Raw genomic sequence first — 25,171 nt, 5'->3', positions numbered from 1 at the left:
CCGTCATTGTCCTGGCCATTGCGCTGCTGTTCTTCCTGATGAAGATGGTGAAGACCGTGCCACAAGGCTATAATTACACGGTCGAGCGTTTTCGTCGCTACGCCTATACCATTCAGCCTGGCCTCAACATCGTGCCGCCGATCTTTCATCGTATCGGTGCACGCATGAACATGATGGAGCAGGTGCTGGATGTGCCGACGCAGGAGATCATCACCAAGGACAACGCCACCGTTGCCGTCGATGGTGTCGCCTTCTTCCAGGTGATCGATGCCGCCAAGGCCGCCTACGAGGTCGCCAATCTCAACAGCGCCATCCTCAACCTGCTGATGACCAATATCCGCACGGTCATGGGGTCGATGGATCTGGACCAGCTTCTCTCCCATCGCGACGAGATCAACAACCGCTTGCTCATCGTGGTTGACGCCGCCGCGACGAGCTGGGGCATCAAGATCACCCGCGTCGAGATCAAGGACATCGTACCGCCGGCCGATCTGATCGCCTCGATGGGGCGCCAGATGAAGGCCGAGCGCGAGAAGCGTGCCGTCATTCTCGAGGCCGAGGGCCAGCGCCAGTCGGAGATCCTCAAAGCCGAGGGCCAGAAGCAGGCCCAGGTCCTGGAGGCCGAGGGCCGCAAGGAAGCCGCCTTCCGCGACGCCGAGGCGCGTGAGCGTTCGGCCCAGGCCGAGGCCGCCGCCACCATGGTGGTGTCCGAGGCGCTGGCGCAAGGCAATGTCGCTGCGCTCAACTATTTCATCGCCGACAAATATGTGAAGGCGATGCAGGCGATGGCGACGGCGCCGAACCAGAAGGTGCTCGTTCTGCCGATGGAGGCGACCGCCCTGATCGGTTCGCTCGCGGGCATTGGCGAGATCGCCAAGGCAACCTTCGGGGAGGCCGCGGTGCAAGGCAGGCGCCCTGGTTCCGGCGTGCCGCGTACCGGCCAGGATTGAGACCATAGCGTTTTGCGGTTTGACGGAGTCACCAAGAATCGCAAAGACGCGTCGAAACAAAGAGCGAGAGCAAAGTGCGATTCGGAGAAATCGCACTTTGCTCTAGGAGCCGCCCATGAACGAATTTGTGTCCATCAATGTCTGGGGATGGTTCGTGTTGGCCGCCGTGCTGATCGGCCTGGAAGTGCTGCTGCCCGGTGCTTTCCTGATCTGGCTCGGCCTTGCTGCCGCGGCGACCGGGGCCATCAGCTTCTTCTGGCCGTTGAGCTGGCCGCTGGCGCTCCTGCTGTTCGCGGCTCTCGGTGTGGTCTTCGCCTGGATCGGCCGGCATTTCGCCCACAAGGTCGACGCGTCCGACAAGGAGCAGCCCTTTCTCAATCGCCGGGCCGATGCGCTCATCGGCCAGAGTTTCACCCTGGCCGAGCCGATCGTGAACGGCGTGGGGCGAATAAGGGTCGGCGACACGGTGTGGCAGGTCAAGGGGGCTGACGCAGGCGCTGGCGCGCGCATCAAGGTGGTGCGTATCGAGGGAGGATGGCTGGCTGTCGAGGACGTATCGAAACAGGCGTGATGTCCGTTTTCAAAGAGCGGGTATTTTTGAAACTTGCTATGGCTTTGCGGGATAAGGCGCTCGAAACTCGGTGTGCCGATCTCCAGATCGGCATCTTCTTTCCTCGCAAGCGTTACGTTTCCAAGATGGTCGATCTCGCTCCATTAATTGATGGAGCTGTGGAGATCGACCCTCCTTTCTCGTGCTCATGCCTACAAAATAAGCGCATTTGGGTAGGGAAGCCTGCGATTGGAAGAGCCAGGGCCAATGCGTGCTGTCCTCACACGATCCCCGCCATTCCCCGTATCTGCGCCGGCGTGACGCCATCCGCTCGCAGGACGCGCAGGCTGGTGGAACGGGCGGATTTCGACAGTTTCTCACCATCGGGGCCGAGGATCAGGCCGTGATGATGGTAGATCGGTTCCGGCAGGCCGAGCAGGGTTTGCAGCAGGCGATGCAGACCGGTGGCATGGTAGAGATCCCGGCCGCGCACGACATGCGTGATGCCCTGCAGTGCATCGTCGACCACCACGGCCAGATGATAGCTGGCTGGGAATTCCTTGCGCGCCAGCACCACGTCGCCCCAGCGTTCCGGTGCGGCTGGAATTGCTTCGAAGCCCGCCTCTTGGGGTGACGCCTGCTCCCGCCAGAACAGGGGGGGTACCAGGACGGCGGCCTTGGCTAAGGCCGCCGTCATGTCGAGCCTGAGCGCAAAGGGCTCTGTCGGGCCCCGTTCGGCTGGGTCGTCCGCCGCGGCGAGTGCGGCGCGGGGATAAAGCGGGGTACCATCGGGATCACGGGTGATCCCGGGATCACGCGGATGATCCGGCCGGTCGATGGCGGCAGCAATCTCCGTACGCGATGCATAGGAGCGGTAGAGCAATCCCATTCCGGCAAGACGGTCGAGGGCCTCGCGATACAGGTCAAAGTGCTCGGATTGGCGCCTCGGCCATGGTTCAAAGGGCAGGTCCAGCCAGGCAAGATCCTCCAGTAGTGCGGCGACGAATTCCGGGCGGCAGCGCGTGGTGTCGATGTCCTCGATGCGCAGCAGCAGGCGCCCGCCGGTCGCCGCAACCCAGCGCTCGTTCTCGAAGGCCGAGAGCGCATGGCCAAGATGGAGATGACCGGTCGGGCTGGGCGCGAAGCGCAGGACGGGGCGGTTGTTCGATTGATTTGCCACGGGCAGGATGTAACACAGAGGCATGACCGTGATCATCCATTCGCGTGCCGAAATCCTTGCCGGCGTCGAGGCCCTGCGCGCGCTCGATCCCAGGCTGGCAGCGATTCACGATCTGTGCGGCGAGCCGCCCTTGCGCCGCAACGAAGGCGGGCTGGAGGCGCTCGCCTGGATCATCGTGTCCCAACAGGTCTCCGTCGCCAGCGCCCGGGCGATCTGGGCACGCACCAAGGCAGTGTTCGATCCCTTCACGGCTGAGAGGCTGGTCAGCGCCCCCGAGGCGGATTTCCGCACCGGCGGCCTGTCGATGCCGAAGATCCGTACCCTCAGGGCGCTCGGCCAGGCGGTGCTGGACGGGCTCGATCTCCATGCCCTGGCCGTATTGAGCGCCGATGCTGCCCGCGCGGAGTTGACCAAGGTCAAGGGCATCGGTCCCTGGACCGCCGATATCTATCTGATGTTCTGTCTCGGCCATGGCGATGCCTTTGCCTCGGGCGACCTCGCCTTGCAGGAAGCCGCGCGCATGCTGCTCGAACTCGAAGAGCGCCCGAATGCTGTCGCCCTTTCAGAGATCGCCGAAGCCTGGCGCCCCTGGCGCGGTGTTGCCGCCCGGCTGCTCTTTGCCTATTACGCCAAGATGAAGAATCGGTCGGGTGTACCGATCGACTGATCGCGGGACGCATTTTCGTCACGCGAATCGGTGCTCTGTGCATGCGAGACAAAATGAGGAGACGCGGATGACGACGCTCGACGGACCCCGCCTGCCCGCCCGATCGGGCAAAGCCCGCCAGCTCGTCGTCTTCCTGCATGGCTATGGCGCCGACGGCAACGATCTGATCGACATCGGCCGAGCCTGGCAGGAACTCCTGCCCGACACTGCCTTCGTATCGCCCCATGCGCCCGAGCCCTGTGCGGGAGGTCCCTTCGGCCGTCAATGGTTCCCGCTGACCTTTCAGATTCCCAATGAGCGCTGGCATGGCGTCGAGAAGGCTCGGCCCGTGCTCGATGCCTTCCTGGACGAGGAACTCGAGCGCGAAGGGCTGGACGAGACCGCGCTCGCTTTGGTCGGTTTCAGCCAGGGCACCATGATGGCGCTGCATGTCGGGCTTCGTCGCCCCAAGGCGATGGGGGCCATCGTCGGCTGTTCCGGCGTTCTGGTTTGTCCGGAAGGGCAGTTGCCCGCGGTGATGGCGCCGGAGATCACCGCGAGGCCACCGGTTCTGCTGATGCATGGCGACCAGGACCAGGTCATTCCGCCCTTCGCGCTGCAGTTCTCGCAGGAAGGGCTCAAAGCCCTTTCAGTGCCGGTCGAAGCCCATATGAGCCGTGGGCTCGGCCATGGCATCGACAATCGGGGCCTGCAACTCGGCGGCACCTTCCTTGCGCAGGCGCTGGCCCGGGCCGAATAGGGGGAAAGACCGGTTTGAGGAAAGTGCCACGACCGGAGCATTTTTCCCTCTCCCCCAACGGGAGAAGGGAACTTATAAAGCCCGAACGACGCGCCTTCCTGCGTGGGATGGCAGCGCTTGGCCTGGGCGGGCTGGCTTCACCCGCCATCGTCAGCCAGGCGCTCTCCTCCTCCGGGGAGCTGAACTATCTCGGCTGGTCGGGTTATGATTTCGGTGCCCTGTTCCGCACATTCACCGAAAAGACCGGCATTACCGTCAATTTCAGCGAGCAGCCCGACCAGGAGGCGATGCTGGCGCAGGCGCGCATCGCCGCCCAGGGTGTGGGCGCCGACATCGTCGAACCCTCCATCGACCGCCTGCCGGAATGGCTGCAGGCGGACCTGCTGCAGCCCTGGAACGATGGCAATGTCAGCCTCGATCTCTATGACAAGGCGTTCCTGACCGGTTCTGCCATGCATAAGGGCCGGCGCTACTTCCTGCCGGTGGTCTGGGGCGCGGAGGCCCTGGCCTATGCGCGCCCAGCCGCGCCGCAGACCTATGGCACTGCATCCCTCACCGCGCTTTTCGATGAAAAATATCGCGGCAAGGTCGCGATCAGGCCGTCGACCGGGCTGGCTGCGATGGGCCGGGTGCTGGAGGCCGAGGGAAAGCTGCCGAGGCCTTGGCTTGACGGCTACAAGGACGAGGCTGCCATGCGCCAGCTCTGGGACCTCGCACTGGCCGAGGCGACCAGGCGCAAGGCCGTGATCGGCCAGTTCTGGAGCAGCGAAAACGAAGCGCTGGCGGCCTTCCGCAGCAAGGGCTGCACGCTGGGGCTGACCTGGGACACCACGGCGCAGGTGCTCACCGCTGACGATGTCGGCTTCGTAGCACCCAGGGAAGGGGCCTTTGGCTGGCTGCAGGGCTATGGCCTGCTCAAGAATGCGCGGAATGCCGAGCAGGCCCATGAATGGGCCCGCTTCATCGTCACGCCCGAAGCCTCGGCCGCCTACGCCACGGCTTTTTCCGCCAATCCGGCGGCGCGGGGCGCCATCGACCGGCTCGATGGCAAGCTGCGGGATTTCCTCCGGGCTGCCTATCCCGACGATGCTCTCTCGAAGGTCTGGTGGTCGCCGGCGCAGCCGCCCTGGTTCGTCACGCTGCGCAGCGAATACGCGCAGAAATGGCAGGCGGCCTGAGAGGCGACCGGGCACTGGCTTGGAACCGGACAAGCATCGTCATAATGTGAGGACATGCCAGTCGATCATGATATCCGTCGTGCCAGCCCGGATGATGCGCCGGCGATCAGTGAGATCATCCTCGCGGCTTTACGAGAAACCAATGCCCGCGACTATGCACCTCAGATCATTGCCAGGGTGGAGGAGAGCTTCACGCCCTCGCGGGTGGAAGAGCTGATACGGACACGTAAAGTCCTTGTCGCTCTTGCCGGCGAGCGGATCATCGGGACTGCGAGCCTGGAGGGAGAGTGGATTCGAACGGTGTTCGTCGCTCCCGATGCTCAGGGCAAGGGCGTGGGGCGACGCCTTATGGCCAGGATCGAAGATTTGGCGCGGCATGCGGGTCTTGCAACATTGCAGGTTCCCGCCACCGTGACGGCTGAACGATTCTACAGCAAGCTGGGATTTAAGGTCGTGCGCGATAGTTATCACGGCGATGAACGCACGATCATCATGGAGCGCCGTCTGGTCTCGTTGTGAACCAGGCTTGGCCGCGAGGATCACACCCCCATCGTCGCGGCGATCTTGTCCATGTTCCTGGCGAGCTTGAGGTCGAGTTCGGTCAGCCCGTCGGCGTCATGCGTGGAGAGTGTGACGTCGACGGTCTTGTAGACATTGGACCATTCGGGATGATGGTTGAGCTTTTCGGCGGTGAGGGCGGCCCGCGCCATGAAGCCGAAGGCCTCGTTGAAATTGCGGAAAACGAAGACACGGCGAATCGCGTCGCGGCCCGGTGTCGCGGCCCAGTTGGCAAGCTCGGCCAGCGCGGAGCGGCGTTCGTCATCGTTCAGTTTCGCTTGGGGCATGTCGGCCTCCCTTGATGCGTTATAGCCATGACGGCCATGTCAAGGCTTGGCGGGCAGCAATGACGATGTCAGCGCAGCGCAACCTCTTCGCGCCGCTGCAACTCATAGGCCTCTTCGACGATATAGGGGCCACCGCCCACCGAATCGCGCGAGGAGTAGAGCACGAAGCGCTCGGCCGTGAAGCTTAGACGGCCGCCGCCGCGCAAGGCCAGCCAGTCGGCGGTGAGACGCGCCGTGGCTTCGCTGCGCAGCCGAGCCAGCGTGATGTGCGGGGTATATTGCCGGTTCTCGATCGGCACGCCGAGGCGGCGAAGCAGGCGCTCCTGCACGGCCTGCAGCTCCATCAAGGGCGGCGTGGGCAATACCCTGGCATAGACCGATTTCGGCCTGCTGCCGCCGAAGGCATCCAGCCCGTCGACGGCGATGTCGACAATGGGCCGGCGAATGCCATCGAGGGCTTCAGCGACATCGCGCGCCAGCCTGTCATCGATGTCGCCGATGAAGGACAGGGTGATGTGATAGTTCTCGACGTCGATCCAGCGGGCACCGGGCAGGCCACCGCGGAGCGTCGACAACTTCATGCCGATGATGGGAGGGACTTCCAGAGCGGTAAACAGACGCGGCATGGCACTAACGCCGTATGGTTATCGTCGGACACCCAATCCTAATGAGATTTGCCGGCAGGGGGAAAGCGCAAAGCGTCGCGGCCCCCTCCCTTTGGTGGTTTTTTCTGCGGAAAACGAGATGAGGCCCTTTGGAGCAAAGCGAATCTAGGCGGAAACGCTTGTTTGCTCCCCCTCTTTGGTTCCATGCCAATCCAACGGATTGGCAAGAGCGTCTTTGCGGTTCCTGGCGTGACCGCCAAGTCGCAAGACGCTCTTGGGGGCTCCGGCGGCTTTTACGGCGCTGGGTTCATGTGCAGCTGGTGGATGGCATCGATGCGCGCCTCCAGGTCGGCCGGGATGGCGACGTCGATCGAGCCGATGGCCGTCCTGAGCTGCACCATGGTGGTCGCACCGATGATGGTCGCGGTGGTGAAGGGCCTGGTGTTGGCGAAGGCGAGCGCCATCTGCGCCGGATCGAGGCCATGCTCGCGGGCGAGGTCGAGATAGGCGTCGACGGCGATGTCGGCCCCGGGCTTCTCATAGCGCTGCAGCCGGTTGAAAAGGGCCTTGCGCGAACCGGTAGGCAGGGCTCCGTCTCGGTATTTGCCGGTGAGATAGCCCTGGGCCAGGGCGGAATAGGCGAGCAGGCCGAGCTGCTCGCGCATGGCAATCTCGGCTAGGGCGGTTTCGAAGGTGCGATTGACCAACGAATAGGCGTTCTGGATTGACTGCATGCGCGCCAGGCCATGCGTCTCGCTTTCCGCGAGGAAGCGCATCGCCCCCCAGGCGCTCTCGTTGGAGAGGCCGATCCAGCGAACCTTGCCTGCCTTCACGAAGCCGTCGAGCACGTCGAGCTGTTCGGCGATCGTGGTTGTTTCGTCGGGATCGCTGGCACGGAAGGCGGTGGGATTGGAACCCCAGGGCATCGAGCGTTCGGGCCAATGGAGCTGGTAGAGATCGATATAGTCGGTCTGGAGCCGGTTGAGGCTCTTGTCGAGCGCCTCCGTCATCTGGGCGCGATTGAGGTGGGTCGGCTCCTGGGCGTCGCGCAGCCAGATCGAGGTGCCCGAGCCGGCAACCTTGGTGGCGAGGATCACCTTGTCGCGCATGCCGCGCGCCTTGAACCAGTTGCCGATGATGCGCTCCGTCGAACCTGCGGTCTCGGCCCGCGGTGGAACCGCATACATTTCGGCGGTGTCGAAGAAATTGACGCCCTGTTCGAGGGCATAATCCATCTGGGCGAAGCCATCGGCCTCGCTGTTCTGCTCGCCCCAGGTCATGGTGCCCAGGCAGATCACGGAAACGTCCTGGCCGGTACGGCCGAGCTTATGGAATTTCATGAAAAAGGATCCGGGAAACGGGAAGACCCTGTTTGAAGCAAGCGCGACGGGCTTGGCAAGCCCTGGCGGGCATTTGCGGCGGTGGCGTCAGCGGTAGAAATCGCTGGGTGGCAGGCCGAAATGCCGGCGAAACATCGCGGTGAAGGCGCTCTGGCTGGCATAGCCGCTGTCATAGGCGACATCGATGATACGGGCGCCGCTGGCCAGGCGTTCCAGGGCAAAGAGCAGCCTTGCCTGCTGGCGCCATTGGCCGAAAGTGAGCCCGGTCTGGCTGGCGAACAGGCGATGCACGGTCTTGGGCGTGATGCCGAGCCGCCGCGCCCAGCCCTGCGCCGTCTCCTCGCTTTCGGGGTGTGCGATCAGGTGCCGGCAGATGCTGCGCAGGCGGACGTCCGTCGGCATCGGTAGATGCAGCGGCAGGACGTCGAGAAGCTTGAGCTCGTCGAGCAGCAATTGCATCAGCCTTTCGTCGCGGCCGCCCGGAAGATAGTCGAGCGGGATGGCAACGGCGGCGACGATCAGCTCGCGCAGGAGGGGGGGGACGGCGATCACGCAATTGTCGGCGGGCAGGGTGGCGGAGACGGTGGGATCGATGAAGACGGTGCGGATCTTCACGTCGCCGCACATGCGCACTTCATGCTCGATACCGCCGACCAGCCAGACGGCCCGGTTGGGTGGCACCACCCAGCTGCCGGCCTGCGAGCGGACGATCATCACGCCCTGGATGGCATGGAGCAACTGCGCGCGCGGATGAGCGTGCCATCCAGTCGAGGACCCATCGGGATAGTCGATCTCCATCGCCACGACCGCGCGTTCGGTGTCGTGGAAGGCGAGGTGGCGGGTGGTACGGTCGTCACTCATGTCTCAATCGCAATAGTCAATGTTAGATTAGCGTGAGACGGACTCGGTGAAAAGCGGCAATGTCCGCCCGTTCACGTCACGGGTATGCCATGTCCTTCAAACCCTCCTCCGCCACTCCCCTGTCCTTGCTCTATCCCTTCTTCGCCATCGTCCTGTGGGCCGGCAACGTCATCGTCTCCAGGCTGTCGGCCCACGCCATCGGGCCCCAGGCCATCACGTTCTACCGCCTCGTGCTGGCGGTCGGCCTGATGACCCTCTTCGTCGGCGTGCCGGCCTGGCGCAACCGGGCGATACTCTGGCGCCATCTCGGTCAATTCGCCGTGCTCGGCTTCCTGGCCATGTGCCTGTTCCAGAGCCTGTCCTACCTCGCCGCCGGCTCGACCACGGCGACCAACATGGCGGTGTTCACGGCGCTTTCGCCCTTGCTGACGGTGGCGCTGAGCGCAATGATGTTGGGTGAGCGGCCGACCATCGGTATGGTCGGCGGCGGCGTCCTCTCGATCGTCGGCATCGTCTATCTGGTCAGCGCCGGCGAACTCGGCGGCCTCGTGCGGGACGGCGTGCATCCCGGCGATGCGCTGATGCTGCTGGCGGGTCTGGTCTACGCGCTCTATTCGGTGCTGCTCAAGCGCTGGAACCTGCCGGTCTCGGGCTGGCAATCGACCTATATGCAGGCGTTGTGCTCGCTGGCCGTGATGTTCCCGGCGCTTTTGGCGACGCCGGCACCGCTCAGGGCTCTCAACACGGAGACGCTGCCGCTGATCGCCTATGCCGGCTGTGCTGCCTCGGTGGTGCTGCCGGTCTTGTGGATCCGCGGGGTCGAGCATCTCGGCCCCAGCCGCTGTGCCATCTTCCTCAATCTGCTGCCGGTGTTCACTGCCCTCGCAGCCATCGTCATGCTGGGTGAGCCCATCCGCTCCTACCACGTCATCGGCGGCGGCCTGGTGCTGGCGGGCGTGATCGCGGCGCAACTGCTGAAGCGGCCGCTGGGTGGGCGAGCCGTGGCTGAGGTGGCGGAGGGAGTTAGTCGAGGTAGACGATCAACATAGCGGCGAAGTGCTTGGTGACCTCGTCCTTCGGGACGAAGTCGCCACGATCCGCAGCCTCGATGCCTTGCCGGGCCATGGCGTGGAACCAGCTCTCATAGGCGCCGACCTTGTGCCCTACACACCGGAGCTGAGGACCGTCCGGAAGCTTGTCTTCCAGAGAAGGTGGATCAGCCTGAACACCACAGTCATCTCTTTATTAAAACGGCTGTTGGCTTCTCTCAGTAGTCGACGACCGTGCCAAAGCGGAAGGGGTGTTCATCGGACGAGGCTTTCGGTTGGAGATCGATGCGAGGTTTGGATGCGTTGTAATATAATTCCGAGGTTACTTGAAAATTTCCAAATAGAAATATCGATCGGCACATGTATCTATCGATATTACAAGGATATATGATTTTATCTGTTGGTTTCTTTGGTAGAAGAGTAGAATCAAGCTCCTTGATCGGTGCGAATTGCTTGAGTTCTGTTTTATAGAGCGCGGTCCAGTCGGGGCTATTGACCACGACGGCATTAAATTCAGGGATGTCTGTTTGTGCTTGCCAGAATCGATAACGCTCTTCTCTCGCCACTGTTCTGAAAGGCCCTTCCCATGGAAGGGAGGCAACCGTGGGATTCATCCGGATCGTCACGTAACCCGCACGGCCCGTGTATGAGTCCAGATGAAACTGCGTCAGCAACTCTTTCATGACCGTTTCGAAGGTCCGAAAGCGAACCGGTTGTTCTTCTGCCCCGGCAGAGTACGTTCCGATGCACCAAATGCCGACGGTAAGCCAATAAAGTGTGAGTCTTCTCATACACTCACCACCTGCACGCCGCGCCCTTCCTCGCCAAAGACTTTCAGGTAGCGATCGATCGCCTCCTTGCCGCCCGTGGCCTTGGCGAGGTTGTCGGAGAGCTTCACCGCCGGCTTGCCGTTGACCGAGGTGATCTTGCACACCAGCGAGATCGGATCGAGCAGCGGGATGGGATGCGAGCCGCAGCCGCGGAAATCGTTGGTGAGATTGGTGCCCCAGCCATAGGAGGGGCGCATGCGGCCGTTGAAGCTCTTATGAGCGGTCTCGATGGAATCGATGTCGAGGCCGTCGGAGAAGATGATCAGTTTCTTGGCAGGGTCGCGGCCCCGCGCCCTGTACCAGGCGATGATCTCCTCGCCGGCCTCCTGGATCGGCTTGGAATCGGGGCGCATGCCCGTCCAGTCGGCCACCCAGTCGGGCGCGCGCTCCAGGAAGGCGGCGGTGCCGAAGGTGTCGGGCAGCACGATCAGCAAATTGCCGTCATAGAAATCGCGCCACATCTCCAGCACCTTGTAGGGCGACTCGCGCAGGCAGCCGTCCTCCTCGCACAGCGCCGCATAGACCATGGGCAGCTCATGGGCGTTGGTGCCGATCGATTCCAGGTCGTTGTTCATGGCGAGCAGCACGTTGGAGGTGCCGACGAAGGCGCTGCCCAGCCCCTCCTTCATCGCCTCCACGCACCAGCTCTGCCACAGGAAGGAATGGCGCCGCCTGGTGCCGAAATCGGAGATACGCAAGCCTTCCAGCTTCTTCAGCCGCTCGATCTTGTCCCACAGCTTGGCCTTGGCGCGAGCATAGAGGATGTCGAGCTCGAAGCGGCCCATGGAGCGGGTGGCGGCCCTGGATTTCAGCTCGTTGATGATGGCGAGCGCCGGCACTTCCCACATGGTGGCCTGGCTCCAGGGCGCGTCGAATTCGAGCACATAATCGCCGTTCTCGATGCGCAGATCGTAGTCCGGCAGGCTGAAATCGGCGAGCCAGTCGAGGAATTCGGGCCGGAAGATCTGCTGCTTGCCATAGAAGGTGTTGCCGCGCAGCCAGATCAGCTCGCGCTTGCCGAAGCGCAAAGTGCGGGCGTGGTCGAGTTGGTCACGCAGTTCCTTCTCGTCGATCACCGCGGCGAGGTTGATCGATTTGGTGCGGTTGATCACGGTGAAGGTGGTGCGCACATTCTCATGCCGGGCATGGATGGGCTGCAGCATCAGGAGCTTGTAGAAGTCCGTGTCCAGGAGGCTGCGGACGATCGGGTCGAGCTTCCAGGTCCGATCGTACACCCTCTTGGCAATATCGATATTCATGAAAAGTGCCCCAAAGCCACCATAGCCGGCGAAAGAGCGGACCATGCGTGGATTGAAGGGCAAGATCAAGTAGCGCTGGGAGCGCGGACTTCTCAACGACATGCAGGCACATCGCGACATCCGCTCTTCTTACGCAAGCTGGTCGTGGCCAAGAGTGGACTGCCGGAGCGAACTGGAAGTCCGCGCTCCGAAGAGGCCCTGCGGCTTTGCTGCGCTTGACGCCCACAGACACCGCCTTCCATAAGTCCTACAAAACAGGGCGCCGAAACGATATCGGCGCGCGGCTTTTCGGGCATGGAGACGGGAATGGTGGGCGACGTCGCGGAATCGACCTCGGTGGCGGGGGCAGGCTTGCCCAAGATCGCCTGGGGCAAGGGCCTCGTGCTTACCGATGTCGACGGCAAGCAATATCTCGACGGTTCGGGCGGACCCGCCGTCTATTGCCTCGGCCACGGCAATGAGGAGGTCAACCAGGCGATCAAGGACCAGCTCGATCGCATCGCCCATGGTTATCGCTACAATTTCACCTCCGATCCGCTGGAGGAGTTGACCGAGCGCGTCGGCCGGCTCTGCGGAGGCACGCTCCGGCATATGGTGTTCGTATCCGGCGGTTCGGAGGCGGTGGAATCGGCCCTGAAGCTGGCCCTGCAATACTTCGCGGCGCGGGGCGAAATGAGCCGGCGGCGCTTCATTTCGCGCGAGCGCTCCTGGCACGGCAACACGCTAGGGGCGCTGGCGCTCTCGGGCTTCCGCGAACGCCGCATTTCCTTTGAGGGCGCGCTCGTCGACGTGCCGCGCCTCTCGCCCGCCAATGTCTACCGGCCGCCGGCCGGCGTGGTGCCGGCGGATGTTGGCGCGGCTTGCGCCCAGGAACTCGAAGACAAGATCCTGGAACTCGGTCCCGACAAGGTCGCGGCCTTCGTGTTCGAGCCGGTGGTGGGCGCTGCCGGCGGTGTGGTGCCGGCGCCGCCGGGCTATGCCAGGAAAGTGCGAGAGATCTGCGACCGCTATGGCGTGCTGATGATTGCCGACGAGGTGATGTGCGGCGCCGGGCGCTGCGGCACCTGGCGCGCGCTCGAACATGACGGTGTCCTCCCCGACATCATGACGGTGGCCAAGGGTCTGGGCGGGGGCTATCTGCCGCTTGGTGCGGCTGTATATTCCGACAGGGTCGCCGAACCGATCAATGCCGTCGACGGCGGCCCGCAGACCGGGCATACCTTCACCGGCCATACCGCCGCCTGCGCCGCCGGCGTCGCCGTGCAGCGCATCGTCGAGCGCGACGGGCTGGTGCAGCACGTCGCCGTGAAGGGCGAGGAATTCAAGCGCACCCTGGCCGATGCCCTCCACGGCATTGCCCAGATCGGCGATATCAGGGGCCGCGGCTTCTTCACCGGCATCGAGATCGTTGCCGACCGCGACAGCAAGGAGCCCTTCCCGGCGGACAAGGCGCTGTTCCTCAAGATCCGCGCACGTGCGTTCGCCAACGGGCTGATCTGCTACCCTTCGGGCGGCAATGTCGACGGCATCAGGGGCGACACAGTGATCCTGGCGCCGCCCTACAACGCCACCGACGGCGAGTTGAGTGAAATTGCCGGGCGCTTCGCGATATCGCTGCGCCAGGCCCTCAAGGACATTGGAGCATAGAGGCTGTCATGGCGAACAAGGTCATCATTTCCTGCGCGATCACCGGCTCGATCCATACGCCATCGATGTCGCCGCATCTGCCGGTGACGCCGGAGGAAATCGCCGCCTCTGCCATCGAGGCGGCGCAAGCCGGAGCTGCGGTGCTGCATCTGCATGCGCGTGATCCCAAGACGGGCGCGCCGACGCCCGATGTGACCGTTTTCGAGCAATTCGTGCCGCGCATCCGCGAGGCTGTTGACGCCATCGTCAACATCACCACCGGCGGCTCGGCCCGCATGAGCATCGAGGAACGCCTGAAGGGGCCAGCGAGCCTTCAGCCCGAAATGTGCTCACTCAATCTCGGCACCATGAATTTCGGGCTTTATCCGATGCTGGACCGGCCGCGCGAGTGGAAGCACGATTGGGAGGTGCCCTTCCTGGAGGCGACGCGCGGCGGCATGTTCAAGAACACGCTGGCCGATATCGAGCACATTCTCACCACCATGGGCCCGCTCGGCACGCGGTTCGAGTTCGAATGCTACGATGTCGGCCACCTTTATACGCTCGCCCATTTCCTCGACCGCAAGCTGGTGAAGCCGCCGTTGTTCGTGCAGACCGTGCTTGGCATCCTCGGCGGCATCGGCGCCAATCCCGACAGCGTGGTCGACATGCGCCGCACGGCCGACAAGCTGTTTGGCAATGATTACGAGTGGTCGATGCTGGCTGCCGGCCGCAACCAGATGGCGCTCGGCACCATGGCGGCAGTGATGGGCGGCCATGTCCGCGTCGGGCTCGAGGACAATCTGTGGATCGGCAAGGGTCAGCTCGCCAGCTCCAATGCCCAGCAGGTCACCAAGATCCGCACCATTCTCGAGGAACTGGGCCTGGCCATCGCTACACCGGACGAGGCCCGCGCCATCATCGGCATCCGGTCGCGCTGATGCGGATCCGTCCCGCCACGCCGGAGGACTGCGATGCCGTCGCGGCGATGGTGGGCGAGCTTGCGGCCTTGTTCGGGGTCAAGGTCGGCACGACGGGTGATATTCTGCGTGCCGAGGCTTTCGGGGCCATTCCCAGCATCGGTATTGTCGTTGCGGAGCCACCGGAGGGTGGCCTCGCCGGCTATCTCGTGCACCAGGACAGTTTTTCGACCTGGCGCGGCGCCAATGGTGTCTTCGTGGTCGACCTCTATGTCGCGCCGCTGCGGCGCAACGAGCATATCGGCATCCGCCTGCTGGCCGAGGCGGCCCGGCGCGGCCGCCAGCGTGGCGCGCGCTTCATGCGCCTCGACCTCGATGCCGGCAATGAGGCGGGGCTACGTTTCTACCGGCGGCACGGCTTCCGCACGCTCGACCATGATCGCTTCCTGGTGCTGGACGAGCCGGGTTTCATCGATCTGATTGAGAAGAGTTGATTATGAGTGCCATCGAGATTTCCGATCTGCGTGACCAGCCCCATTTCCTCGACGTGGTCGCCGACCGGGTCTGGCGCGCCTGGTGGCAGGAACAAGGGGAGTCTCTCGAAACCGTGTCGAGCCTGTTTGCCGAGAATCTGACGGCTACGGGCACATTGCCGGCCTGCCTGGTGGCACATCGAGGCAATGATTTCGTCGGTACTGCGTCGCTGATCGCCAGCGATCTCGAGGAACGCCCGGCGCTCACGCCCTGGGTTGCCGCCGTGTGGATCGAGCCGGAATTCCGTCGCCAGGGGCACGGTGCCGCCGCCGTGGCGGCGGTGGCGGAACTCGCCTTCCGCCGTGGGTTCGGCCAGGCCTATCTCTGCGCCGAGGTCGACAAGCGCAGCTTCTATGCCGGGCTGGGATGGCGCCTGATGGAAGAGAATATCGGCCCCTTTGCCCTCGATGTCTTCGAGAAGAGGGCACCCGCACGCTGATTTAGGCATCAAACCAGGCTGTTATGCCATAATGCCGCCTGCAAATTCCGCCATCAGGCCGTAACAGCCTCCAGAGCAGGGCGTTTTCAGTGGAAATGCGATTTTGCTTTGGTTCTCCCGTTTTGACGCGTGTTTTGCGCGTCTTGGTGATTCCACCAAAGCGCAAAACACTCTAGTTTCCCGGCATGTTTCGTTCGCTTTCCCGTTTCCTACTGCTGTGCAGCCTGCTCCTCACGCTTGTCGCCGCCCCCATGGCGGCGAGGGCGCAGGACGCCGAGGCACTGACCGGTTTCCAGACGGGGCTGGCCCTCGACAAGAAGTCGCTGGACGACATCGCCACCCAGCTCGCCACCATTACCGACAATGGCGATGAGGCGCAGAAATCCCTGCAGGATCTGCGCGAGACGGTCAGCAAGAGACGCACCGATCTTGCCGCCTTGCTGGGCACCATCGTTCCGGTCCGCGACAAGGCCAAGGCGGCGCTCGACGCCTTTCCGCCGCAGCCCAAACCGGTCGATCCGCCCGAGGCCAAGGCCACGACCGAGGCCCGCAAGGCGGCCTCCGATCTGCTCGCCAAGCTGAACGATGTCGCCGCCGAGACGCAAAAGCAGATCTCGCGCGCCGACCAGATCGTCAATACCATCACGGTCCGCCCCTTCAACAATGCGCTGGCCAAGGAGCAGAAGTCGCTTGATGGGGTGGAGGCGGCTCTGACCAGCCTCCCCACCGATCAGGAGAACGCGTCGAAGATCCTGGATGAGCTGCGCAGCACGGTGGATACGGCCATCATCAATCTGTCTGACGTGCAGACGAAGGTCACGCCCATGCGGGACCAGTCCGCGGACAGGCTCAAGAAACTGGGAGAGCCCGATCCGTCCGAAAGTGCCGATATCGCCGAGACGCGCGGTACACAAAAGGATCTGCAAAGCCTGCTTACTGGTGTGCTCAAGGTGGCGGGAGACCAGTCCACGCGAGCGGCGAACCTCTCCAATACGATCACGGAGCGGCAGCGAGAGCAACTCACCGGCCGTCTGCTAAAGAGCGGCAACAGCCCCTTCTCGGGCGAATTCTGGGTTCCGGTGCTGGAAAACCTGCCCAGGGCCGGGGAGACCGCAGGGCGCGAGTTTTCGCGCCACAGCAACTATCTGGTGTCGAAGGTCAATTCCACCACCATCGCCATCTTCCTGCTGACCATCGCCATCGGCTATGCCGTCACGCAGTTCCTGCGCCTGCGCATCCAGCGCTGGCGTGCCCGCCTGCCGCGCAGCAAGCGAGCCTCGCGGCGCTATGTCGCCTCGCTCGATGCGGTGCTCGGCATCGTCCACATCATGCTCGGGGTGCCGGTCGGCATCTTCGTGGCGGTGCTGGCCTTCGATCTTTCAGGGCTGGTGCCGGAAGACGTGATCACCAATTACGGCTCGCGCCTGATTGCTGCCTCTTCGATCGGCTTTGGCCTATGGGCTCTGGCGCAGGCGGTCCTGGCCGAGGGCCATGCCGAACTGCGCCTGCTGCCCCTGAGCGACTGGGCCGTCCGCCGTATCGGGCGGCGCATGGGCTGGCTCGCGGTGGTGCTCGGCCTCTCCATCCTCCTGGACGGCCTTATCCGGTCTCTCCACGCCGATCCTTCCCTTAGCGTCGCCCGCGAAACGATTTCGGCTATCTTCTATCTCGCCATTATCGTCTCCCTGCTCATCCGCATCCGCAACGCTCCGCCGACGGTGGTGGACGGGCGTACGCTGGCGCCTGACGAAGACCTGACAGGGCTCGACATTCTCAGGCCGATCGGATGGCTCTCCGTGGTGGTGATGGCCGTGTGCCTTGCCATCGGCTACAGCACGCTCGCGGTCGCGGCGGCGGTCTTCCCGCTGCTGGTCCTGTGCGTGGTGGCAGCGAGCTACCTGCTCACCACTTTGGTCGATTCGGCCCTGACCGAGCGGCTGATCTCGGACGTCGACCGCCGCCGCGCGGTGGCGAGCACCATCGGCGTGACCTCCAAGCAGGTCACGTTTGGGGCGACCCTGCTGTCCGGTGTCCTGCGCTTTTTGATCATCTCCTTTGCCGTCGGCAGCCTCGGACTGCCCTTCGGCCTCTATTCGACCGACATGGCGCCGGCGATCCAGCGGGCCTATTTCGGCTTCAAGATCGGTGAGCTGACGATTTCACCCTCGTCGATCATCAGCGGCATCGTGCTGTTCATCATCATCTGGGCGGTGATGCGCCTGATCAAGGGCTGGCTCGGCAATACGCTGCTACCGCGCACCTCCCTCGATTCGGGCGTGCAGAATTCGATCGCCACCATCATCGGCTATCTCGGCTTCATCCTCGCCATTTCGGCCGGTCTGTCCGAGGTCGGTGTGAGCTGGCAGAATATCGGCATCGTCGCTGGCGGCTTGTCGGTCGGTCTCGGTCTCGGCCTGCAGGGTATTGCCGGTAATTTCGTTTCCGGCCTGATCCTGCTGGCCGAACGCCCGATCCGGGTCGGCGACATCATCGCCGCTGCCGGTGAGGAAGGCTATGTCCGCCGCATCTCCGTGCGTTCGACCACGCTGGAGACCTATGACCGCGCCACGCTGATCATCCCCAACTCGACCCTGATCACCGGCTCGGTGAAGAACTGGGTCTATGGCAATACCTGGAGCCGGCTGCGCATCGCCCTGACCGTGCTTTATGACAGCGATATCGATGCGGTGAAGGCGGCCATGCTGGCAGCACCGGAGGACGATCCACGCATCCTGCCGACGCCGCGGCCCCAGGTCTACATGACCTCGATGGATGTAGGGCTCGAATTCGAACTCATCGTGATGGTTGCCAGCATGGAGACGCAGGTTGCGGTCAAGAGCGACCTGCTGGCCCGCATCTTCAAGAATTTCCGGGCCAAGGGCATCCGCCTGCATGGGCAGGGCGCTGCGGCGCCACCACAGAGGGTCATTCTGTTCGAACCCGAACTGCAGGCGGCGCTCACCGCCAAGCTCAAGGGCGACAAGCCCGAGGCGGAGGCTCCTGTCGCAGAGCCCACCGCTGCCAAGCCTTCAACCCCGCCGGCTCCGGCGGGATCTTGACCGTGGAGAACTCGATGTCGCGCATGAGGGTGGCTGCGGCCACTTTTCTTGTCTTGGGTGTTGCCTTGGGATTGGGCGGTTGCGCCCTCACGCAAAAGCCCGAAACCGTTTCCTATCAACGCCGCCCCGTATCCTTCAATCCGGCGCAGGCACGCGACTGGCTGACCCGATATCGCCAGAGCAAGGGCCTCACCGCTGTGGCGCTGGATTCGCGCCTGACGGCCTTCGCCCAGAGCCAGGCCAATGCCATGGCCTCGGCCAACCAGCTCTCCCATTCGATCGGCGGCAGCTTCTCCACCCGCGTCAAATCGGCCGGGCTCGACGATTCCAAGATCGGTGAGAACGTCTCCTACGGCACCTATACCGATCTCGACGCCATGAAGCAGTGGAAGAACTCGCCTGAGCATGACGAGAATCTATTGATGCCAGGTGCCACCCGCTTCGGTATCGCCATTGCCAGGGCTGGCGAGCGGGTCTATTGGGCCATGGCGGTTGCCGGCGACCCCTCAAGGCCCGAGGAGGCGCAGGCCTTCGGGGCCGGCCCAGTGGTGCGCGTGGTGCGCAGGCCCACGCGTGTGAGAAGCTCCGGGGGTCTCTTCGGCGGCCTGTTCGGGAGTTGAGTGCGGCATGAGCGGGCCTGACAAGCAGAACTACGACGACACCAGGCGCGACTTCCGCTGGGATCTGCCGGCGCGCTACAATATCGGCGTGGATGTCTGCGATGTCTGGGCCAAGCGCGATCCCGACAAGCTGGCCATCCTGCGCCTGCTGCCCGGCGGCGGCAGCGAGCGCATCAGCTATGGTGCCTTGCGCGAGGCCTCCGACCGCTTCGCGTTGGCGTTGAAGCGTCTGGGTATCCGCGAAGGCGACCGCGTCGCGATCCTGCTGCCGCAATCGCCGGCGGTGGTGATCGCTCATCTCGCTGTGGCCAAGCTCGGTGCCATCTCCCTGCCACTCGCGGTGCTGTTCGGCCCGGATGCGCTGAGCTTCCGCCTGCGTGATTCCGGCGCCAAGGCCGTGCTGCTCGATGAGAATGGACTCGCCAAGCTGGGCGAGATCGAGGCCAGGCTGCCGGATCTGGAGACGGTAATCAGCGTTGACGGGGCCGGCGGCGGCGCGCTCGACTTCCACCGTCTGATCGCCGGGGCCAAGGGCGAGTTGACGCCGGTCGCCTCCAGTCCCGACGATCCGGCGATGATGATCTACACCTCCGGCACCACGGGCCAGCCGAAGGGTGCGCTGCATGGGCATCGCGTGGTGTCAGGCCATATTCCGGGCTTGCGCTTCGCCCATCCCGGCCTCGGCCAGCCCGACGATGTGATGTGGACGCCGGCCGACTGGGCCTGGGCTGGCGGCCTGCTCAACGTGCTGCTGCCCAGTCTGGCTCTGGGCGTACCGGTGGTGGCTGGCCTTCATGCCAAGTTCTCGGTGGACGAGGTGCTGGGACTGCTCTGGGACTTCAAGGTCCGCAATGCCTTCCTGCCGCCCACGGCCCTGCGCATGCTCCAGGCGGCGCATCAACCCGGCCAGGTCTATCGCACCCACCTGCGCTCGATCATGTCGGCCGGCGAGACGCTGGGGCCGGGCACCTTTGCCTGGGCCGAGGCGGTCTTCGGCTTTCCGGTCAACGAGCTCTATGGCCAGACCGAATGCAACCTCGTGCTCGGTTCCTGCCATGAGTTGGGCGTTAGCCGGCCTGGCGCCATCGGCAAGGCCGTGCCGGGCCATCGCGTGGCAGTGATCGATGAAGAGGGGCAGGAAAGCCCCACGGACGAGATCGGCGAGATCGCCATACGCGCGCCCGATCCGGTGATGTTCCTGGGCTATTGGGGCAATGCCACCGCCACCACGGCGAAATACCGCGATGGTTGGCTGATGACCGGCGACAAGGCGCGGCGCGACATTGACGGCTATGTGCACTTTGTCGGGCGCGGCGACGACATCATCACCTCGGCCGGCTATCGCATCGGCCCGGGTGAGATTGAGGACTGTCTGATGCGCCATGCCGCTGTCGCCATGGCGGCCGTGGTCGGCATGCCCGACAGCCTGCGCACCGAGATCGTCAAGGCCTTCGTGGTGCTCAAGCCAGGCTTCACGGCGTCCGAGGCCATGTCCGCCGATCTGCAGCTTTTCGTGCGCGAGCGCCTGTCCGCCCACGAATATCCGCGCGTGATCGCCTATGTCGATTCCGTGCCGCTGACCTCGTCGGGAAAGATCATCCGCCGGGCCTTGCGCGAACTCGACTGAGGGCGAGAAGCTCGATGTGCTTTGCCCTGTCGCTGCAATTGCATGCAATGCCATAGCGGTCATTGCGAGCACAGCGAAGCAGTCCAGGTTTGCCGCACAACGATGGCCGGATTGCCTCGCCTCGCTCGCAATGACGAAATTATTGAATTCATTCGATCCTTTGCGAGGCTTGGTGAAGCCGCTCAGTCGACCTGGAACATGGCGTCGACTTCGACGGCAACGCCGAGCGGCAGTTGCGCCACGCCCACCGCGGAGCGGGTATGGCGGCCGGCTTCGCCGAAGACCTCGACCATCAGATCGGAAGCGCCGTTGGCGACCTTGGGTTGCTCTGTGAAGCTCTCGGCCGAATTGACGAAGACGTTGAGGCGCAGCACGCGCTTGACCCTGTCGAGATCGCCGAGGGCGTTCTGGAGCTGGGCAACGATGTTGAGGCCGGCCATTCGCGCGGCCTGCCGGCCTTCCTCGGCGCTGAAATCGCCGCCGACGCGACCGATGAACTTGAATTCACCGTTCCAGGAGCAGACCTGGCCCGAGACGAAAGCGGTGCCATTGGCGATGACCACCGGCGTATAATTGGCGACCGGTGCGGCGGCGTTGGGCAGTTCAATATGCTTTGCTGCGAGCTGGCGGGCGATGGTTCCGGACATGAGAGCCTCCTTAAGGCCTTGAGATTTGGGCGCGGTGCTGCGATGGGCGAATGCCGTGGCCGGGCTCATGTCGCCGACAACACTTGCGCGAGCAGCGGACGGGAGATGTTGGCGCCCGTCATCACCAGTCCGACGCGCTGTCCTCCCATCCGCGCGCGCTCCTGCAGCAGCGCAGCGAGTGGCGTTGCGGCAGCGCCTTCGGCGAGATTATGCGTATCCTCGTGATAGGCCCGCATGGCCAGGCGGACCTCGTCGTCGCTCACCGTCACGATGCGATCGGCGCCGCGGCGGATGATCTCGAGAGCATCGGCCCTGGGAACGCGAACCGCTACGCCATCGGCGATGGTCTGCGCCGTCTGCGTGCTAACCACCTTGCCGGCCTCGAAGGAGAGGGCGTAGGCCGCGGCATGGCTGGAGACGACACCGACGATCCTGGTCTTCAGGCCGAAGAGGTCGCGCGTACGGATCAGGCCGCATATACCCGAACCAAGGCCGATCGGCACATAGACGGTGTCGACCTCCTGCACGGCCTCGAAGAATTCATAGGCCCAGGTGGCGACGCCGCGGACGAGATCGGGATGGAAGGGCTCGATCAGATGGAGCCTGCGTTCGCGGGCAAGACCCTGGGCGATCTCATAGGCGGCGCTGAAGTCGTGGCCGGCTTCGATCAGCTCGGCGCCGAGAGCCTTGATCGCGGCATTCTTCTCCGGATTGTTGTTCTCGGGCACCACGATCGTCACCTGGAGCCCGGCACGCCGGCCGGCAAAAGCCTGGCTCAGCCCGTGATTGCCGACGGTTGCAGTGATCACGCCTGATGGCACCGGGCCATGGCGTCCCGCCAGGAGCGCATGAGCCAGCACCAGGCCACCGCGCATCTTGAAGGCGCCGGTCGGCAGGTGGTTCTCGTGCTTGACCCATACTTGCGCGCCCGTGCGCTGGGCGAGCAGGGGCCATTCGATCTGCGGTGTCGGCTGCACCACCCGCCGCACGATGTCGCGTGCCTCGGCCAGTGCATTGAAGCCAAATCTATAGGCGTCGACATTCGGGCCGATCTCTACATTGGAGGTGATCATCATTTCCTCATTTGGTGACGAATACTGAAATTTTATCTATTCTTGAATGTCGAATATTAGGTATCGTTGCCTGGAAATCTCTTGTCGCCAAGTGCCGATTGCTCAACAATCTATTCTGAAATGGAATACGTGCATGATTCCCCGCCGCCTGCTGCCGTCGATAGCGCTGCTGACCTCCTTCGATGCGGTCGCCCGTACCGGCAGCGTCACCGCCGCTGCGCGAGAGCTGAACCTGACGCAGGGCGCGGTCAGCCGGCACGTCAAGGCGCTGGAGGAACAGCTCGGTGGGGACCTCTTCGTGCGAGAGCGGCTGACGATGCGCCTGACCCTGGCAGGCGACAGCTATGTGCGCGAAGTGCGCGATGCCCTGCGGCGGATCAGCATCGCCTCGCTGAACTTTCGGGCCAATCCCAATGGCGGCACGCTCAATCTGGCTGTGTTGCCCTTGTTCGCCATGCGCTGGCTCGCACCGCGCTTGCCGGCCTTCCGGCAGGCTCATCCCGAGATCATCCTCAACCTGGTCACTCGCCTCGACCAGTTCGATTTTCGCGCTGAACCGCTGGATGCGGCCATTCATTTCGGCAAGGCGCAGTGGCAGGGGGCCGAATGCGCCTTCTTGCGCAAGGAGGAGGTGATGCCGGTCTGCAGCCCCGATCTGCTGGCCCGGTTCGGCTTTTCCTCGGCGCAGGATCTGCGGGCAGCTCCGCTCCTCATCCTGGTCTCACGTCCCGACGCTTGGGAAAAATGGCTGAGCGCTGAGGGCGCCCCCGCCGAGGGCGTCCACGGCATGATGTTCGACCAGTTTGGCCCCCTTGCCAGTGCTGCCACCGCCGGTCTCGGCATTGCCCTGCTGCCGACCTTCCTGATCGAGGAGGAATTGCGCCGCGGCGAGTTGGTGCCGGCCCTGGACCGGACAAGCCCCAGCGAGGACAGCTATTATCTGGTCTGGCCGCCGGAGAGGGGACTCCATCCGCCGCTCGCCCGGTTCAAGGCCTGGCTGATCGCCGAATGCGCCAGAACCTGAAGCGGGCGGCGGGTGAGGGTGCAACGCTCGTATTCTGAAACGGAATGGATCCTTGAAAATCCATGACTAGGAATGGCTCCGGTCTTGAATAAAGATCGAACGTCTTGATGGTGTATTCCAATGAAAGTCAGTCCATTTTGAATTGAACTGACGCGTGGAGCCATCCGAACAAGTAAGACCTCAAATCTCGTTTTCGAACCGGGTGGAGTACCTGCATGGCCGATACGCATGGGCTATGGAAGACGACGGCTGCGCCCATCCGCCCGTTCCCTTCGCTGTCCAGCGCGGTGAAGGCGGAGGTCGCGATCATCGGCGGCGGCTATGGCGGCCTATCGGCTGCATTGCGATTGGCCGAGATCGGCGTGGATGTCGTCCTGATCGAGGCCGAACAGATCGGGTTCGGAGGAGCCGGGCGGAATTCGGGCCTGGTGAATGCGGGGCTATGGGTCATGCCAGACGAGATCGTTCGGCGTCTCGGTCCCAGTCACGGCGAGCGCCTGATCGACTGCCTGGGACAAGCTCCGGCCCGTGTCTTCGATCTGATCGCGCGGCATGGCATCGCCTGCGAGGCCGAGCGCAACGGCACGCTGCATTGTGCCGTCGGAGCCGCCGGCCTGGCCGAGATCGAGGAGCGCGCACGGCAATGGGCTGTTCGCGGCATCACGATCAACCGCCTGGCAGCCCTGGAAACGGTAGCCCGCACGGGCAGTCCGTGCTTCGCCGGCGCGTTGGAAGACCGACGGGCCGGAACCATCCAGCCCCTGTCCTATGCGAGGGGGCTGGCCACCGCTGCCTCCCATGCCGGCGCCCGCATTTTCACCGCCAGTGCTGCGCGGCGGCTGGTGCGCCGCGACCGGGCCTGGTGTATCGCCACCGACTGGGGCTCCGTATCCGCATCATGGGTACTGGTGGCCGGCGAAAGCTACAGCATCGGCGCCTTGGCGCCGCAGCGCGAGGCTCAGCTCCGCCTGCCCTTCTTCAATGCCGCGACGATGCCGCTGGGCTCGGAGCAGAGACGGACGATACTGCCCTCGCAACAGGCCCTGATCGATACGCGCAGGCTGATCTCCGCCATCCGGCTCGACCGGGCGGGACGGCTGATCATCGGCTCGGTCGGGGCGCTGAGGGGCCCAGGAGGCCCGATTCATCGGGCTTGGGCGAGGCGGATGCTGGCGAAAGTCTTCCCTCACATCGGGCCTCTCCAGCTGGAGACGGCCTGGCAGGGCGTCATCGGCATGACAGGGGACCATTTGCCCCGAATCGAATGGCTCGGCGAGAACATGCTGGCGATCGGCGGCTATAATGGTCGTGGCATCGCACCCGGTACGGCCTTCGGCATGCTGGCGGCCGATTTCATTGCCGGCGCGGTCGGTGAAGCGGATCTGCCGCTCCCGATCGGCCAACCGGAAAGACGGCGGTTCAGGCGATGGCGGGAAGCCGGCCTCGAATTCGGGGCGGCGGCAGCACATCTGGCCGATCAACGGTTCTGATCGCCAAAACAAAACCGGCCGGGGAGGACCCCGGCCGGCGCAATCGGTACCAAACTCTT

Annotated in this window: 25 protein-coding genes; 16 read left to right on the top strand and 9 right to left on the bottom strand. The window is 63.9% G+C overall.

What is annotated here, in order from left to right; genetic code table 11:
* The first annotated feature begins 38 nt into the window (after positions 1-38).
* Together ACZYTC_RS17435 and ACZYTC_RS17430 are read left to right on the top strand one after the other, a co-directional pair.
* Entirely contained in the window at positions 39-950 is a 912-nt protein-coding gene (locus ACZYTC_RS17435; RefSeq protein ID WP_434959753.1) for an SPFH domain-containing protein, read from the top strand.
* 115 nt (positions 951-1,065) lie between these two features.
* Entirely contained in the window at positions 1,066-1,521 is a 456-nt protein-coding gene (locus tag ACZYTC_RS17430) for an NfeD family protein (RefSeq protein WP_441772959.1), read from the top strand.
* Between the two features lie 259 nt (positions 1,522-1,780).
* On the opposite strand, the gene gluQRS is transcribed toward ACZYTC_RS17430, so the two are convergent.
* Positions 1,781-2,704, bottom strand: coding sequence for a tRNA glutamyl-Q(34) synthetase GluQRS (gene gluQRS, locus ACZYTC_RS17425; RefSeq protein WP_488990184.1), 924 nt, complete (start codon positions 2,702-2,704; stop codon positions 1,781-1,783).
* On the opposite strand from gluQRS, the gene ACZYTC_RS17420 reads away from it, so the two are divergent.
* The 4 genes from ACZYTC_RS17420 to ACZYTC_RS17405 all read left to right on the top strand — a co-directional run bounded on the left by ACZYTC_RS17420 (position 2,703) and on the right by ACZYTC_RS17405 (position 5,783).
* Positions 2,703-3,347: a DNA-3-methyladenine glycosylase family protein gene (locus ACZYTC_RS17420; RefSeq protein WP_434959234.1), complete on the top strand. Its 645-nt coding sequence runs from the start codon at positions 2,703-2,705 to the stop codon at positions 3,345-3,347. The two genes, gluQRS and ACZYTC_RS17420, sit on opposite strands and share 2 nt — an antisense overlap.
* Positions 3,348-3,414: 67 nt before the next feature.
* A complete protein-coding gene (locus ACZYTC_RS17415; protein ID WP_488990183.1) occupies positions 3,415-4,086 on the top strand; it encodes an alpha/beta hydrolase in 672 nt (223 codons plus the stop codon).
* 107 nt (positions 4,087-4,193) lie between these two features.
* Positions 4,194-5,264, top strand: coding sequence for an extracellular solute-binding protein (locus tag ACZYTC_RS17410; RefSeq protein ID WP_488990182.1), 1,071 nt, complete (start codon positions 4,194-4,196; stop codon positions 5,262-5,264).
* 54 nt (positions 5,265-5,318) lie between these two features.
* On the top strand, positions 5,319-5,783 hold the full coding sequence (locus ACZYTC_RS17405) for a GNAT family N-acetyltransferase (protein ID WP_434959237.1): 465 nt from the start codon (positions 5,319-5,321) through the stop codon (positions 5,781-5,783).
* A 20-nt stretch (positions 5,784-5,803) separates the two neighbouring features.
* On the opposite strand, the gene ACZYTC_RS17400 is transcribed toward ACZYTC_RS17405, so the two are convergent.
* From ACZYTC_RS17400 to ACZYTC_RS17385, 4 genes are all read right to left on the bottom strand, one after another.
* Positions 5,804-6,109, bottom strand: coding sequence for a 4a-hydroxytetrahydrobiopterin dehydratase (locus tag ACZYTC_RS17400; RefSeq protein WP_434959238.1), 306 nt, complete (start codon positions 6,107-6,109; stop codon positions 5,804-5,806).
* A gap of 68 nt (positions 6,110-6,177) precedes the next feature.
* Positions 6,178-6,735 (bottom strand): RNA 2',3'-cyclic phosphodiesterase, encoded by a 558-nt coding sequence (gene thpR, locus ACZYTC_RS17395; protein WP_434959239.1) that lies wholly within the window; start codon positions 6,733-6,735, stop codon positions 6,178-6,180.
* 272 nt (positions 6,736-7,007) lie between these two features.
* Positions 7,008-8,054: an aldo/keto reductase gene (locus tag ACZYTC_RS17390; protein WP_434959240.1), complete on the bottom strand. Its 1,047-nt coding sequence runs from the start codon at positions 8,052-8,054 to the stop codon at positions 7,008-7,010.
* Positions 8,055-8,141: 87 nt separating this feature from the next.
* Positions 8,142-8,915, bottom strand: a complete 774-nt coding sequence (locus ACZYTC_RS17385; protein WP_488990181.1) for an AraC family transcriptional regulator — start codon at positions 8,913-8,915, stop codon at positions 8,142-8,144.
* 89 nt (positions 8,916-9,004) lie between these two features.
* Here ACZYTC_RS17385 and ACZYTC_RS17380 point away from each other — a divergent pair, with 89 nt between their 5' ends.
* Positions 9,005-9,964, top strand: coding sequence for a DMT family transporter (locus ACZYTC_RS17380; RefSeq protein ID WP_488990180.1), 960 nt, complete (start codon positions 9,005-9,007; stop codon positions 9,962-9,964).
* Positions 9,965-10,182: 218 nt separating this feature from the next.
* Here the strand turns inward: ACZYTC_RS17380 and ACZYTC_RS17375 are convergent, their stop codons facing one another.
* Positions 10,183-10,755 carry a hypothetical protein gene (locus tag ACZYTC_RS17375; protein ID WP_488990179.1) on the bottom strand — a complete coding sequence of 191 codons (573 nt, stop codon included), beginning with the start codon at positions 10,753-10,755 and terminating at the stop codon, positions 10,183-10,185.
* Positions 10,752-12,053: a nicotinate phosphoribosyltransferase gene (locus tag ACZYTC_RS17370; protein ID WP_488990178.1), complete on the bottom strand. Its 1,302-nt coding sequence runs from the start codon at positions 12,051-12,053 to the stop codon at positions 10,752-10,754. The genes ACZYTC_RS17375 and ACZYTC_RS17370 overlap by 4 nt, the downstream gene beginning before the upstream one ends.
* Before the next feature lie 306 nt (positions 12,054-12,359).
* Between ACZYTC_RS17370 and ACZYTC_RS17365 the strand changes: the two genes are divergently transcribed.
* The 7 genes from ACZYTC_RS17365 (at position 12,360) to ACZYTC_RS17335 (ending at position 20,878) form a co-directional block, all read left to right on the top strand.
* On the top strand, positions 12,360-13,700 hold the full coding sequence (locus ACZYTC_RS17365) for an aspartate aminotransferase family protein (protein ID WP_488990177.1): 1,341 nt from the start codon (positions 12,360-12,362) through the stop codon (positions 13,698-13,700).
* 8 nt (positions 13,701-13,708) lie between these two features.
* A complete protein-coding gene (kce, locus tag ACZYTC_RS17360) occupies positions 13,709-14,620 on the top strand; it encodes a 3,5-dioxohexanoate:acetyl-CoA acetone transferase (RefSeq protein WP_441772951.1) in 912 nt (303 codons plus the stop codon).
* Entirely contained in the window at positions 14,620-15,093 is a 474-nt protein-coding gene (locus ACZYTC_RS17355) for a GNAT family N-acetyltransferase (RefSeq protein ID WP_488990176.1), read from the top strand. The genes kce and ACZYTC_RS17355 overlap by 1 nt, the downstream gene beginning before the upstream one ends.
* A 2-nt stretch (positions 15,094-15,095) precedes the next feature.
* Positions 15,096-15,572: a GNAT family N-acetyltransferase gene (locus tag ACZYTC_RS17350; RefSeq protein ID WP_488990175.1), complete on the top strand. Its 477-nt coding sequence runs from the start codon at positions 15,096-15,098 to the stop codon at positions 15,570-15,572.
* 185 nt (positions 15,573-15,757) lie between these two features.
* On the top strand, positions 15,758-18,631 hold the full coding sequence (locus ACZYTC_RS17345; RefSeq protein WP_488990174.1) for a DUF3772 domain-containing protein: 2,874 nt from the start codon (positions 15,758-15,760) through the stop codon (positions 18,629-18,631).
* 14 nt (positions 18,632-18,645) lie between these two features.
* Complete coding sequence (locus ACZYTC_RS17340) at positions 18,646-19,251, top strand: CAP domain-containing protein (protein ID WP_434959249.1); 606 nt, start codon at positions 18,646-18,648, stop codon at positions 19,249-19,251.
* A gap of 7 nt (positions 19,252-19,258) precedes the next feature.
* Complete coding sequence (locus tag ACZYTC_RS17335; protein WP_488990173.1) at positions 19,259-20,878, top strand: AMP-binding protein; 1,620 nt, start codon at positions 19,259-19,261, stop codon at positions 20,876-20,878.
* Between the two features lie 182 nt (positions 20,879-21,060).
* Here ACZYTC_RS17335 and ACZYTC_RS17330 read toward each other — a convergent pair whose 3' ends face one another.
* Positions 21,061-21,525: a RidA family protein gene (locus ACZYTC_RS17330; RefSeq protein ID WP_434959251.1), complete on the bottom strand. Its 465-nt coding sequence runs from the start codon at positions 21,523-21,525 to the stop codon at positions 21,061-21,063.
* A gap of 65 nt (positions 21,526-21,590) precedes the next feature.
* Positions 21,591-22,601 carry a threonine dehydratase gene (locus ACZYTC_RS17325; protein ID WP_434959252.1) on the bottom strand — a complete coding sequence of 337 codons (1,011 nt, stop codon included), beginning with the start codon at positions 22,599-22,601 and terminating at the stop codon, positions 21,591-21,593.
* A 130-nt stretch (positions 22,602-22,731) separates the two neighbouring features.
* On the opposite strand from ACZYTC_RS17325, the gene ACZYTC_RS17320 reads away from it, so the two are divergent.
* Complete coding sequence (locus ACZYTC_RS17320; RefSeq protein ID WP_488990172.1) at positions 22,732-23,622, top strand: LysR family transcriptional regulator; 891 nt, start codon at positions 22,732-22,734, stop codon at positions 23,620-23,622.
* Positions 23,623-23,837: 215 nt separating this feature from the next.
* Positions 23,838-25,112 carry an NAD(P)/FAD-dependent oxidoreductase gene (locus ACZYTC_RS17315; protein WP_488990171.1) on the top strand — a complete coding sequence of 425 codons (1,275 nt, stop codon included), beginning with the start codon at positions 23,838-23,840 and terminating at the stop codon, positions 25,110-25,112.
* Positions 25,113-25,171: the final 59 nt, after the last annotated feature.

The organism is Labrys sp. F242 (genome assembly GCF_057813875.1).
Note: the sequence above shows the minus strand (reverse complement) of the source record. Positions and strands in the feature narration are given on the sequence as shown.

Excerpts from the sequence above, each read along its gene's own strand:
- ACZYTC_RS17390 (WP_434959240.1), bottom strand. The coding sequence starts at position 8,054 with ATGAAATTCCATAAGCTCGGCCGTACCGGCCAGGACGTTTCCGTGATC.
- ACZYTC_RS17375 (WP_488990179.1), bottom strand. The coding sequence starts at position 10,755 with ATGAGAAGACTCACACTTTATTGGCTTACCGTCGGCATTTGGTGCATC.
- ACZYTC_RS17365 (WP_488990177.1), top strand. The coding sequence starts at position 12,360 with ATGGTGGGCGACGTCGCGGAATCGACCTCGGTGGCGGGGGCAGGCTTG.
- ACZYTC_RS17355 (WP_488990176.1), top strand. The coding sequence starts at position 14,620 with ATGCGGATCCGTCCCGCCACGCCGGAGGACTGCGATGCCGTCGCGGCG.
- ACZYTC_RS17320 (WP_488990172.1), top strand. The coding sequence starts at position 22,732 with ATGATTCCCCGCCGCCTGCTGCCGTCGATAGCGCTGCTGACCTCCTTC.
- ACZYTC_RS17400 (WP_434959238.1), bottom strand. The coding sequence starts at position 6,109 with ATGCCCCAAGCGAAACTGAACGATGACGAACGCCGCTCCGCGCTGGCC.
- ACZYTC_RS17340 (WP_434959249.1), top strand. The coding sequence starts at position 18,646 with ATGTCGCGCATGAGGGTGGCTGCGGCCACTTTTCTTGTCTTGGGTGTT.
- ACZYTC_RS17385 (WP_488990181.1), bottom strand. The coding sequence starts at position 8,915 with ATGAGTGACGACCGTACCACCCGCCACCTCGCCTTCCACGACACCGAA.
- ACZYTC_RS17430 (WP_441772959.1), top strand. The coding sequence starts at position 1,066 with ATGAACGAATTTGTGTCCATCAATGTCTGGGGATGGTTCGTGTTGGCC.
- kce (WP_441772951.1), top strand. The coding sequence starts at position 13,709 with ATGGCGAACAAGGTCATCATTTCCTGCGCGATCACCGGCTCGATCCAT.
- ACZYTC_RS17345 (WP_488990174.1), top strand. The coding sequence starts at position 15,758 with ATGTTTCGTTCGCTTTCCCGTTTCCTACTGCTGTGCAGCCTGCTCCTC.
- ACZYTC_RS17350 (WP_488990175.1), top strand. The coding sequence starts at position 15,096 with ATGAGTGCCATCGAGATTTCCGATCTGCGTGACCAGCCCCATTTCCTC.
- ACZYTC_RS17370 (WP_488990178.1), bottom strand. The coding sequence starts at position 12,053 with ATGAATATCGATATTGCCAAGAGGGTGTACGATCGGACCTGGAAGCTC.
- ACZYTC_RS17335 (WP_488990173.1), top strand. The coding sequence starts at position 19,259 with ATGAGCGGGCCTGACAAGCAGAACTACGACGACACCAGGCGCGACTTC.
- ACZYTC_RS17420 (WP_434959234.1), top strand. The coding sequence starts at position 2,703 with ATGACCGTGATCATCCATTCGCGTGCCGAAATCCTTGCCGGCGTCGAG.
- ACZYTC_RS17405 (WP_434959237.1), top strand. The coding sequence starts at position 5,319 with ATGCCAGTCGATCATGATATCCGTCGTGCCAGCCCGGATGATGCGCCG.
- ACZYTC_RS17315 (WP_488990171.1), top strand. The coding sequence starts at position 23,838 with ATGGCCGATACGCATGGGCTATGGAAGACGACGGCTGCGCCCATCCGC.
- ACZYTC_RS17410 (WP_488990182.1), top strand. The coding sequence starts at position 4,194 with ATGGCAGCGCTTGGCCTGGGCGGGCTGGCTTCACCCGCCATCGTCAGC.
- ACZYTC_RS17330 (WP_434959251.1), bottom strand. The coding sequence starts at position 21,525 with ATGTCCGGAACCATCGCCCGCCAGCTCGCAGCAAAGCATATTGAACTG.
- ACZYTC_RS17435 (WP_434959753.1), top strand. The coding sequence starts at position 39 with ATGAAGATGGTGAAGACCGTGCCACAAGGCTATAATTACACGGTCGAG.
- thpR (WP_434959239.1), bottom strand. The coding sequence starts at position 6,735 with ATGCCGCGTCTGTTTACCGCTCTGGAAGTCCCTCCCATCATCGGCATG.
- ACZYTC_RS17380 (WP_488990180.1), top strand. The coding sequence starts at position 9,005 with ATGTCCTTCAAACCCTCCTCCGCCACTCCCCTGTCCTTGCTCTATCCC.
- gluQRS (WP_488990184.1), bottom strand. The coding sequence starts at position 2,704 with ATGCCTCTGTGTTACATCCTGCCCGTGGCAAATCAATCGAACAACCGC.
- ACZYTC_RS17325 (WP_434959252.1), bottom strand. The coding sequence starts at position 22,601 with ATGATGATCACCTCCAATGTAGAGATCGGCCCGAATGTCGACGCCTAT.
- ACZYTC_RS17415 (WP_488990183.1), top strand. The coding sequence starts at position 3,415 with ATGACGACGCTCGACGGACCCCGCCTGCCCGCCCGATCGGGCAAAGCC.